The following is a 10,522-nucleotide window of genomic DNA, read 5'->3' on the forward strand; positions in this document are numbered from 1 at the left end:
TGCCCGCCAGCGCGGCGCGCAGGTCCGCCTGCAGGGCGGCATCCGGCACGCACGGGGCGGGCACGGCGTCCAGTCCGGTCGCCATGTTCACCTGGTGCACGATGTCGCGCACTTCATCGGGCAGGGGCAGGATGCGTTGCTCGATGGGCAAGGAAAGCTGTGTGCGCCATTGCTGCGGTTCGGACGTGTAGATCATGGTGGCAAAAAAGAAGGGCCGTAAGGTGCCGATGTGCCATTAACGGCGCGCCAATGGCCAACTTGAATCGTGGTCCTCCCCGGAAACCGGGCTTTCTGCCTCGAAATCCGGTAAAATGGGCAGCTTGCGGGTCAAGCCGCGGCCTTCATGAGCCGCGATTCGCCCGATAAGGCGCTCGCCCGGGGAACTTCCCGTCCCCCAGACGCGGCGCTTTTTTCGTATTGCGCCGGCAGGAGCCAAGCCTGTCGGCCTGGCCGCGTGCCGCTCTTTTTGGTTTTGAGTTTGTTAATGAAAAACATACGTAACTTTTCCATCATCGCCCACATCGATCACGGTAAATCGACGCTGGCGGACCGCATCATCCAGCTGTGCGGCGGCCTGTCGGAACGTGAAATGGACGAGCAGGTGCTCGACTCGATGGACCTGGAGCGCGAGCGCGGCATCACCATCAAGGCCCAGACCGCGGCGCTGCATTACAAGGCACGCGATGGCCAGATCTATAACCTGAACCTGATCGACACCCCGGGCCACGTCGACTTCAGCTATGAAGTGTCGCGCTCGCTGTCCGCCTGCGAAGGCGCGCTTCTCGTCGTCGACGCGTCGCAGGGCGTGGAGGCGCAGACCGTCGCCAACTGCTACACGGCGCTGGACCTCGGTGTGGAAGTGGTGCCCATCCTGAACAAGATCGACCTGCCGCACGCCGATCCGGACCGCGCGAAGCAGGAAATCGAGGACGTCATCGGCCTCGACGCCACCGACGCCACCACCTGCTCCGCGAAGACGGGCCTGGGCGTGGAAGACGTGCTGGAAACGCTGATCGCGAAAGTGCCGCCGCCGGAAGGCGATCCGGACGCGCCGCTGCAGGCGCTGATCGTCGACTCGTGGTACGACAGCTATGTCGGCGTCGTGATGCTCGTGCGCGTGAAGAACGGCACGTTGCGTCCGAAGGACAAGATTCTCCTGATGGCGACGGGCTCGCAGCAGCTGGTCGAGCAGGTCGGGGTGTTCTCGCCGCGCTCCGTGCCGTTGCCGGAGCTGAAGGCCGGCCAGGTGGGCTTCATCATCGCCGGTATCAAGGAACTGAAGGCCGCGAAGGTGGGCGATACCGTCACCCTCGCGTCGCGCCCGGCCCCGGCGCCGCTGCCCGGCTTCAAGGAAGTGCAGCCGCAGGTGTTCGCCGGCCTGTTCCCGGTCGAAGCGAACCAGTACGACGCACTGCGCGACTCGCTGGAAAAGCTGAAGCTGAACGACGCCGCGCTGCAGTACGAGCCGGAAGTGTCGCAGGCGCTGGGCTTCGGCTTCCGCTGCGGCTTCCTGGGCCTGCTGCACATGGACGTCATCCAGGAACGCCTGGAGCGCGAATTCGACCAGGACCTGATCACGACGGCCCCGACCGTCGTGTACGAAGTCGTGATGCGCGACGGTTCCATGATCAAGGTCGACAACCCGTCCAAGATGCCGGAAGTGTCGAAGATCGACGAAGTGCGCGAGCCGATCGTCACCGTCAATCTGTACATGCCGCAGGAATACGTCGGCGCCGTCATCACGCTGTGCACCGGCAAGCGCGGCGTGCAGATGGACATGAGCTACCACGGCCGCCAGGTGAAACTGGTGTACGAGATCCCGATGGCCGAGATCGTGCTCGACTTCTTCGACCGCCTGAAATCCACGTCGCGCGGCTATGCGTCGATGGACTACGAGTTCAAGGAATACCGCGCGTCGGACGTCGTGAAGGTCGACATGCTGATCAACGGCGACAAGGTCGACGCGCTCGCCATCATCGTGCACCGCGCCAACGCCGCCTACCGCGGCCGCCAGGTGGCCGCGAAGATGCGCGAACTGATCCCGCGCCAGATGTTCGACGTGGCGATCCAGGCCGCGATCGGCGCGACGATCATCTCGCGCGAAAACGTCAAGGCGCTGCGCAAGAACGTGCTGGCGAAGTGCTACGGCGGCGACGTCAGCCGCAAGAAGAAGCTGCTTGAGAAACAAAAGGCCGGCAAGAAACGCATGAAGCAGGTGGGCTCGGTGGAGATCCCGCAAGAGGCTTTCCTTGCCATCCTCCAAGTGGAAGAAAAATAAGGGAAGAATCAGAAACGATGAATCTGCAACCGATCCTCGGCAATTTTGCCCTGATTTTGTTCGTGGCCATGGTGATCACGGGCGTCATCTGGTGCCTGGACGTGTTCGTCCTCGCGAAGCAGCGCCGCGCGAAGGCGGACGCGGCCCTGGCCGAATACGACGCGCGCCACGCCAAGCTGACGGCCGACGGCATCAAGCTGGACAACGGCAACCGCGCGGCGCTGGAGGCATCGATCCTGCGCCAGCCGACGTGGGTCGAGTATTCCGGCAGCTTTTTCCCCGTGATCGCGCTCGTGTTCGTGCTGCGTTCCTTCCTGTTCGAGCCGTTCAAGATCCCGTCGTCGTCGATGGTGCCGACCTTGCTCGTGGGCGACCTGATCCTCGTGAACAAGTTCGACTACGGCATCCGTCTCCCGGTGATCAACAAGAAGATCATCGAGGTGGGCAATCCGCAGCGGGGCGACGTCATGGTGTTCAAATACCCCAAGGATCCGAGCCAGGACTACATCAAGCGCGTGATCGGCATACCGGGTGATAAAATCACTTACGAGAACAAGCGCCTGACCGTGAACGGCCAGCCGGTCGAGTACGTGCCGATGGACGATTACCTGGACGACGAGCGCCCGGTCTACCACAAGCAATTCCTGGAAAAGCTGACGAACGCGCCGCACCGTATCCTGAACATGGACGGTGCCCGCACCTACAACCAGAGCGCCGTGGAGGAGTTCCCCCATCACGAAAATTGCACCTATTCCTACGATCAATTTACCTGTATCGTACCGGAGGGCAATTATTTCATGATGGGCGATAACCGCGACAACAGCGCAGACAGCCGCTACTGGGGCTTCGTGCCGGACCAGAACATCGTCGGCAAGGCTGTGTTTGTTTGGATGAACTTCAGCAACCTGAAGCGCATCGGCGGTATCCACTAAGCCGACGCGGAGGGTGTGATGAGAGGTGGCAAGCGGTATCGGATCGGTGCGGAAAGCGGTGTCTCGCTGTCGGGCCTGATCGTCGTGTTGATCGTGCTGGGCGCGCTGGCGCTGGTGGCGATCAAGGTGACGCCGGCTTTCCTGGAGTACCGGGCCGTCAAGGATTCGATCGCCAAGGCGAAGGCCGAGGCCGGTTCCGGCACCGTGCGCGAGATCCGGCAGGCGTTCGACAAGAATGCCGGCGTCAACGACGTGTCGGCCATCCAGGGCCGCGACCTCGTGATCACGCGCGATGGCGGCACGACCGAGATCGGCTTCGCTTACGAGAAGCAGGTGCCGCTGACGGACAGCATCAACCTGACGTTCAAGTTCGACGGTACCACCGACCCCAGCGGCAACAATGCCGCCAAGGCCGACAAGGCCGACAAGTAATACGCCGGGAGGGCGCGCGATGGGATCGGCGCGCGGCGCCGGCCCATTAGATTGGTACTACAATGAATCTTCAGTTATTGCAAACTCGCCTAGGCTATACGTTCCGGGACGCCGGCCTGCTGCAACAGGCGCTGACCCACCGTAGCCACAGCAGTCTGCATAACGAGCGCCTGGAATTCCTCGGCGACTCGATCCTGAACTGCGTCGTCGCCTCCATTCTGTACGAACGATTCAACAACCTGGCCGAAGGCGATTTGTCGCGCCTGCGCGCCAACCTCGTCAAGCAACAATCGCTGTTCGAGATCGCCCAGAAGCTGGAACTGTCGCAATTCCTGCGCCTGGGCGAGGGCGAGTTGAAATCCGGCGGGTTCCGCCGGCCGTCGATCCTCGCCGACACCCTGGAAGCGCTGCTCGGCGCCATCTTCCTCGACAGCGGCTTCGATGCGGCGCGCGACGCGATCCGTTCGTTTTATATTCCGCTGCTCGATTCCGTCGACCCGCGTACGCTCGGCAAGGATGCCAAGACCCTGTTGCAGGAGTTCTTGCAGAGCAAAAAGATCTCGCTGCCCACGTACAACGTCGTCGCCACGCACGGCGCTGCGCACAGCCAGGAGTTCGAGATCGAGTGCCTCGTGCCCAAGCTGGGCATCCAGGTCTTCGGCCGCGGCGGCAGCCGCCGCGCCGGCGAGCAGGCCGCGGCGCGCCTCGCGCTGGAAACGGCCGAGCAACTGCTGCAAAAAAGTCCGTCCACGGCGCGCAAATCGCGGCCCCGGTCGGCCCAGCTGAAGCTGGCGGGCATCGCCACCGACCAGACCGAGCTGGCGGTGCAGGCCGAGGAGCCGCAGTCGCAGCAGAAACAAACCCACAAGTCAGGAAACACCCCAGCATGAACATCGAGACCACCACCGAGACCAACGACTCTGCACCGGAAGGCTTCCGCTGCGGCTACATCGCCATCGTCGGCCGTCCGAACGTGGGCAAGTCGACGTTGATGAACGTGCTGATCGGTGCCAAGGTGTCGATCACGTCGCGCAAGGCGCAGACGACGCGCCACCGCATCACGGGCATCCAGACCCGCGACGACGCCCAGTTCATCTACGTCGACACGCCCGGCTTCCAGACCCGCCACGCGAATGCGCTGAACAAGACGCTGAACAAGACCGTGTCGAACACGCTGACGGCATCCGACGTGATCCTGTTCCTCGTCGAGGCCGGCACGTTCGGCCCGGCCGACCAGTTGGTCGCGGACCTGCTGCCGAAGAACGTGCCCGTCATCCTCGTCATCAACAAGTCCGACCGCATGAAGGACAAGGCCGAGCTGATGCCGTTCGCCGCGAAGGTCGCCAGCCTGCGCGATTTCACCGCGGTCGTGCCCGTGTCCGCGAAGCTGCGCTTCCAGGTCGATGCGCTCGAAGGCGAGATCAAGCGGCACCTGCCGGAAAATCCGCCGATCTTCGGCCCGGACGACATCACGGACCGCAGCGAGAAATTCCTCGCGGCCGAGATCGTGCGCGAAAAAGTGTTCCGCCTGCTGGGCGACGAGCTGCCGTACACGAGCACCGTCCTCATCGAACAATTCCAGCAAGAAGGCAATTTGCGCCGCGTCTTCGCCGCGATCCTCGTCGAGCGCGACACGCACAAGTCCATGATCATCGGGAACAAGGGCGCGCGCCTGAAAGAGATCTCCACGCAATCCCGCCTCGACATGGAAAAGCTGTTCGGCGGCCCGGTGTACCTGGAAATCTGGGTCAAGGTGAAGTCCGGCTGGGCCGACAACGAAGCGGGCCTGCGCGCTTACGGTTACGAGTAACAAGCCGGGGCGGGAGCGTACGCATGCCGAGCCGCGACGACGAACTCATCGACAACGATAACGACGCCCATGCCCCGGCGACGGCCGGCGCCAGGCGCCGCACGCCCGCGCGCGAAGGCCGCGTGGTCGGCCAGCGGATTGCCGGCCAACCGGCCTTCGTGCTGCACAGCTATCCGTACAAGGAGACGAGCCTCATCGTCGACCTCTTTACGCGCGATCACGGCCGGATCGGCGTCGTCGCGAAGGGTGCGAAACGGCCGCATTCGAAACTACGGGGCGTGCTGCAGACCTTTCAACCGCTGTCCGTGTCCTTCTCGGGCAAGTCCGAACTGCGCACGCTGATCGACGCCGAATGGGTCGGCGGCATGCTGCCGATCGAGAAGACCGCGCTGCTGTGCGGCTTCTATCTCAATGAATTGCTGGTGAAGCTGCTGGCGCGCGACGATGCGCATCCGGCCTTGTTCAACCACTACGTCGCGACACTCAACGAACTGGCGCACGGCGAACCGGCGCCGATCGCCTTGCGAAAATTCGAACGGGCCTTACTTAAGGAGACCGGGGTCGCCGCCGACCTGACGCGCTGCACGACGACGCGCGCCCCGGTCGAGCCGGACGGCCTGTACGTCGTCGACCCGGAACGCGGCGCACGCACGGCGCAGGCCGTGGAGTCGTGGCCGGTAGTGTCCGGCAAGACGCTCGTCGACATGGAACGCGAGGATTACGCCGACCCGCAGACGAAGGCGCAAAGCAAGCAGCTGATGCGCTTCCTGCTGGCCTATCACCTGGGAGGCGCGCCGCTGAACACGCGCCAGATTTTGATCGACCTGATGCAGCTTTAAGAACAAAGACTACGACCATGAGCTTCCTGCAACCCGCCGGCCAGGTGATCGACCTGGGCGTGAACATCGACCACATCGCCACCGTCCGCAACGCGCGCGGCACCGTCTATCCCGACCCGCTGCGCGCCGCGCTGATCGCCGAGCAGGCGGGCGCCGACCTGATCACCCTGCACCTGCGCGAAGACCGCCGCCACATCAAGGACGCCGACGTCCTCGCCATCCGCCCGCAACTCGCGACGCGCATGAACCTGGAGGCGGCCGTCACGCAGGAGATGATCGACTTCGCGTGCAAAGTGAAACCGCAGGACGTGTGCCTCGTGCCCGAGCGCCGCGAAGAAGTGACGACGGAAGGCGGCCTGGACGTCATCCGCTACCAGAAGGAAGTCGAAGCCGCGATCCGGCAACTGAAAGGCGAGGGCATCCGCGTGTCGCTGTTCATCGACGCCGACGAGCAGCAGATCGCCGCCGCGGCCGCCGTCGGCGCGCCCGTCATCGAGCTGCACACGGGGCGCTACGCCGAGGCCGGGAACGCCGAAGAGCATGCGCGCGAGCTGGAACGCGTCAAGGCGGGCGTGCGCGCCGGCGTCAAGCACGGCCTGCGCGTCAACGCGGGCCATGGCCTGCATTACACGAACGTGCAGCCGATCGCCGCGATCCCCGAGATCCACGAGCTGAACATCGGCCACGCGATCGTCGCGCACGCGCTGTTCGCGGGCTTCGAAAACGCCGTGCGCGAGATGAAGGCGATCATGGTCGCGGCGCGCCTGGGCGTCTCTTACGCCTCGTCCAAAGCGGGCCAGTGATGATCTACGGGATCGGCACGGACATCGTCCAGATCTCGCGCGTCGAGGCGGCCCTCAAGCGCAGCGGCGAACGCTTCGCCGAAAAGATCCTCGGTCCCGAGGAACTCGTCAAATACCACGCCCGCCGCGCCAAGAACGAGGTGCGGGGGCTGCGCTTCCTGGCCACCCGGTTCTCGGCCAAGGAGGCGTTCTCGAAAGCGATCGGCTTGGGGCTACGCATGCCCATGACCTGGCGCTCGGCCCAGATGCTCAACGCCCCGAGCGGCAAGCCGATGATCGTATGCAGCGGGGCGCTCGATGAATTCATGCGGACGCACCGGCTCACGGCCCAGGTGACGATCAGCGACGAAGCCGATTACGGCGTCGCGTTCGTCATCGTCACCCAGGCGCCGTAGTTGTTGTTGTCCGCTGCCTGGGTGTAGCGGAAGTGACAGACGAAGTCGTAGTAAGTACGGGACTAAAGGCGCGCCGGCGCAAGCCGCTGCCGTCCCCGGCGCAAGTGCCGCGCGCCCGTCCGGATGCGTGGCAAGCCATGAAAGAGGAATTGATCGCGACGATGACGAAGGATGCGGAATCACCCGTGCGCCCCACCGAGGCGGCGCGCGAACAAGTCCTGGCGACGGTGGCAAAGCTGCCCGACCTGCCCGGCGTGTATCGCTATTTCGACGCAGAAGACAGGGTTCTCTACGTCGGCAAGGCGCGCAACCTCAAGAAGCGCGTGTCGAGCTATTTCCAGAAGACGCTGTCGAGCCCTCGCATCGCGATGATGGTGTCGCAGATCGCGCGCCTGGAAACGACGGTGACGCACAGCGAGGCCGAAGCGCTGATCCTGGAAAACAACCTGATCAAGACGCTCAAGCCGCGCTACAACATCTTGTTCCGCGACGACAAGTCTTACCCGTATTTGAAACTGACGGCGGGCGACTATCCGCGCATGGCCTATTATCGCGGCGCGCTGGACAAGAAGAACCAGTACTTCGGGCCGTTCCCCAGCGCGTGGGCCGTGAAGGAATCGATGCAGCTGCTGCAGAAGGTGTTCATGCTGCGTACGTGCGAGGACAGCGTCTTCGCCAACCGCACGCGGCCCTGTTTGCTGCACCAGATCGGGCGCTGCAGCGGGCCGTGCGTCGACCTGATCGCGCCGGAAGACTACAGGCGCGACGTCGACAACGCCGCGAAATTCCTGCGCGGCCGCCAGACGGAAGTGCTGGAAGAACTCGAGAAGAAGATGCTCGCGTATGCCGAGGACCTGAAGTTCGAGCAGGCGGCGAGCGTGCGCAACCAGATCCAGGCGCTGTCGCGCGTGCTGCACCAGCAGAGCATGGAGACGACGGGCGATGCGGACGTCGACGTAATCGCCGTCGTCGTGCAGGGCGGGCGCGCGTGCGTCAACCTGGCGATGGTGCGCGGCGGCCGCCACCTGGGCGACCGCGCGTACTTCCCGACGCAGGTGGGCGAGGCGATGGACGAGTGCCCGATCGAAGTGGAAGTGCTCGCGGCGTTCATGGCGCAGCATTACGGCGACAAATTCGTCCCGGGCATCATCATCCTGAACATCGAATTCGACCAGCCCGAGCTGATGATGGCGCTGCAGGAGCAGTGCGGCCACCGCATCAACCTGGTGTTCCAGCCGCAGGGCCAGCGCCGCCAATGGCTCGAACTGGCGCAGAAGGGCGCGGAAATCTCGCTGGCGCGGTTGCTGTCGGAGCAGGGCTCGCAGCAGTCGCGCACGCGCGCGCTGGCGGAGGTGCTGGGCCTCGACAGCGAGGATCTCGAGTCCCTGCGCGTCGAATGCTTCGACATCAGCCACACGGCGGGCGAGGCGACGCAGGCGTCGTGCGTCGTGTTCCATCACCACCAGATGCAGAACGGCGAATATCGTCGCTACAACATCACGGGCATCACCCCGGGTGACGACTATGCCGCAATGCGCCAGGTGCTGACGCGGCGCTACGAAAAGGTGGCGAACGGCGAGGGCGTGATGCCGGACATCGCGCTGATCGACGGCGGCAAGGGCCAGGTCGAGATGGCGCGCCAGGTCTTTACGGAGCTGGGCCTCGACATCGGCAACATCGTCGGCGTGGCGAAAGGGGAGGGGCGCAGGGTCGGCCTCGAGACGCTGATCTTCGCCGATGGCCGCCCGCCGCAGGAACTGGGCAAGGAATCGGCCGCGCTGATGCTCGTGGCGATGATCCGCGACGAGGCGCACCGCTTCGCCATCACGGGCATGCGCGCCAAACGCGCCAAGACGCGCCAGGCGTCGCGCCTGGAAGAGATCGAGGGCATCGGCGCCAAGCGCCGCCAGAAGCTGCTCGCGCGCTTTGGCGGCCTGAAGGGCGTGATCGATGCGAGCGTGGAGGACCTGATGTCGGTGGAAGGCATTTCCAGTACGCTGGCGGAAGAGATTTATCGGCAACTGCACTGAGAGGGGGGCGCGTCACGGATGGCTCAACTGGTTTAAACGGCAAGAGCCATGTAGACTAGCGCGCACGCAACTCAACAAGCAGAGCACGATCAGCCTCACCCCATGCCTTTCAATATTCCGATTCTCCTGACCTGGCTACGCGTCGCCCTCATTCCGCTGGTCGTTGGCGTCTACTATCTCCCCGAACACTGGCTGCACGTGGCCGACCGCAACCTGGCCTCCACGCTCGTGTTCATCGTCGCCGCGATCACGGACTGGTTCGACGGCTACCTCGCCCGGCGCTGGAACCAGACGTCGGCCTTCGGCGCCTTCCTCGACCCCGTCGCGGACAAGCTGATGGTGGCGGGCGCACTGCTCGTGCTCGTGCAGCTGGACCGCGTGAACGCCATCATCGCCTTCATCATCATCGGCCGCGAGATCACGATCTCCGCGCTGCGCGAATGGATGGCCGAGATCGGCGCACGCAAGTCCGTCGCCGTGAGCTCGCTGGGCAAGATCAAGACGGCTGCGCAGATGGTCGCCATCCCGATGTTGCTGTTCCACGATCCCATGTTCGACGGCGTGCTCGACATCCACAAGTGCGGCGAGATCCTGTTGTGGATCGCGGGCGTGCTGACGGTCTGGTCGATGTTCTACTACCTGCGCCGCGCGTGGCCGCTGATCAAGGAAAAGTCGGGCACGGTATAAGTTTCTGCTGGGTCATCCTTGACACATAGCTCAGCATCTCTATAATGCCTGCCTGTTGCAACGACAACGCAGCAAACGAAACGAAGCGGGAGTAGCTCAGTTGGTAGAGCGCAACCTTGCCAAGGTTGAGGTCGAGAGTTCGAGACTCTTCTCCCGCTCCACAGTTTGCCTGTCGAAGTAATAAAAAGGTTGTCTTGGAAAGCAGTCGAAAATCTGAGATAATCGCAAGTTCCAGCGACGCGGGAGTAGCTCAGTTGGTAGAGCGCAACCTTGCCAAGGTTGAGGTCGAGAGTTCGAGACTCTTCTCCCGCTCCAG

Annotated in this window: 11 protein-coding genes and 2 tRNA genes; 12 read left to right on the plus strand and 1 reads right to left on the minus strand. The window is 63.7% G+C overall.

Translation table 11 applies throughout. The features are described 5' to 3' along the window. Positions 1-196 (minus strand): hypothetical protein (locus ACEN88_RS16165; RefSeq protein WP_413341147.1); only part of this gene is annotated, 196 nt, incomplete at its 3' end. A gap of 288 nt (positions 197-484) precedes the next feature. On the opposite strand from ACEN88_RS16165, the gene lepA reads away from it, so the two are divergent. From lepA to ACEN88_RS16225, 12 genes are all read left to right on the plus strand, one after another. Continuing rightward, positions 485-2,278, plus strand: coding sequence for a translation elongation factor 4 (lepA, locus tag ACEN88_RS16170; protein ID WP_413341149.1), 1,794 nt, complete (start codon positions 485-487; stop codon positions 2,276-2,278). A 17-nt stretch (positions 2,279-2,295) separates the two neighbouring features. Then, positions 2,296-3,210, plus strand: coding sequence for a signal peptidase I (gene lepB, locus ACEN88_RS16175; protein ID WP_413341150.1), 915 nt, complete (start codon positions 2,296-2,298; stop codon positions 3,208-3,210). A gap of 18 nt (positions 3,211-3,228) precedes the next feature. Then, the gene (locus tag ACEN88_RS16180) at positions 3,229-3,642 is read left to right on the plus strand and encodes a DUF4845 domain-containing protein (protein ID WP_413341151.1); all 414 of its coding nucleotides are present in this window, start codon (positions 3,229-3,231) and stop codon (positions 3,640-3,642) included. Positions 3,643-3,704: 62 nt separating this feature from the next. Next, positions 3,705-4,532, plus strand: a complete 828-nt coding sequence (rnc, locus tag ACEN88_RS16185; RefSeq protein WP_413341153.1) for a ribonuclease III — start codon at positions 3,705-3,707, stop codon at positions 4,530-4,532. After that, a complete protein-coding gene (gene era, locus ACEN88_RS16190) occupies positions 4,529-5,452 on the plus strand; it encodes a GTPase Era (RefSeq protein ID WP_413341155.1) in 924 nt (307 codons plus the stop codon). The genes rnc and era overlap by 4 nt, the downstream gene beginning before the upstream one ends. Before the next feature lie 23 nt (positions 5,453-5,475). Further along, on the plus strand, positions 5,476-6,291 hold the full coding sequence (recO, locus tag ACEN88_RS16195) for a DNA repair protein RecO (RefSeq protein ID WP_413341156.1): 816 nt from the start codon (positions 5,476-5,478) through the stop codon (positions 6,289-6,291). A gap of 17 nt (positions 6,292-6,308) precedes the next feature. Beyond that, the gene (gene pdxJ, locus ACEN88_RS16200) at positions 6,309-7,094 is read left to right on the plus strand and encodes a pyridoxine 5'-phosphate synthase (protein WP_413341158.1); all 786 of its coding nucleotides are present in this window, start codon (positions 6,309-6,311) and stop codon (positions 7,092-7,094) included. Then, complete coding sequence (gene acpS, locus ACEN88_RS16205) at positions 7,094-7,489, plus strand: holo-ACP synthase (RefSeq protein WP_413341160.1); 396 nt, start codon at positions 7,094-7,096, stop codon at positions 7,487-7,489. The genes pdxJ and acpS overlap by 1 nt, the downstream gene beginning before the upstream one ends. Positions 7,490-7,650: 161 nt before the next feature. Then, positions 7,651-9,519 (plus strand): excinuclease ABC subunit UvrC, encoded by a 1,869-nt coding sequence (gene uvrC, locus ACEN88_RS16210; protein WP_413341162.1) that lies wholly within the window; start codon positions 7,651-7,653, stop codon positions 9,517-9,519. Between the two features lie 102 nt (positions 9,520-9,621). Next, positions 9,622-10,206, plus strand: a complete 585-nt coding sequence (gene pgsA / locus ACEN88_RS16215; protein WP_056137323.1) for a CDP-diacylglycerol--glycerol-3-phosphate 3-phosphatidyltransferase — start codon at positions 9,622-9,624, stop codon at positions 10,204-10,206. An 85-nt stretch (positions 10,207-10,291) separates the two neighbouring features. After that, positions 10,292-10,367, plus strand: a tRNA-Gly gene (locus ACEN88_RS16220). 78 nt (positions 10,368-10,445) lie between these two features. Further along, a tRNA-Gly gene (locus tag ACEN88_RS16225) sits at positions 10,446-10,521 on the plus strand. The last annotated feature ends 1 nt before the right edge of the window (position 10,522 follow it).

This window comes from Massilia sp. CT11-108 (assembly GCF_047302915.1).
Classification (GTDB): Bacteria; Pseudomonadota; Gammaproteobacteria; order Burkholderiales; family Burkholderiaceae_D; genus Telluria; species Telluria orientalis.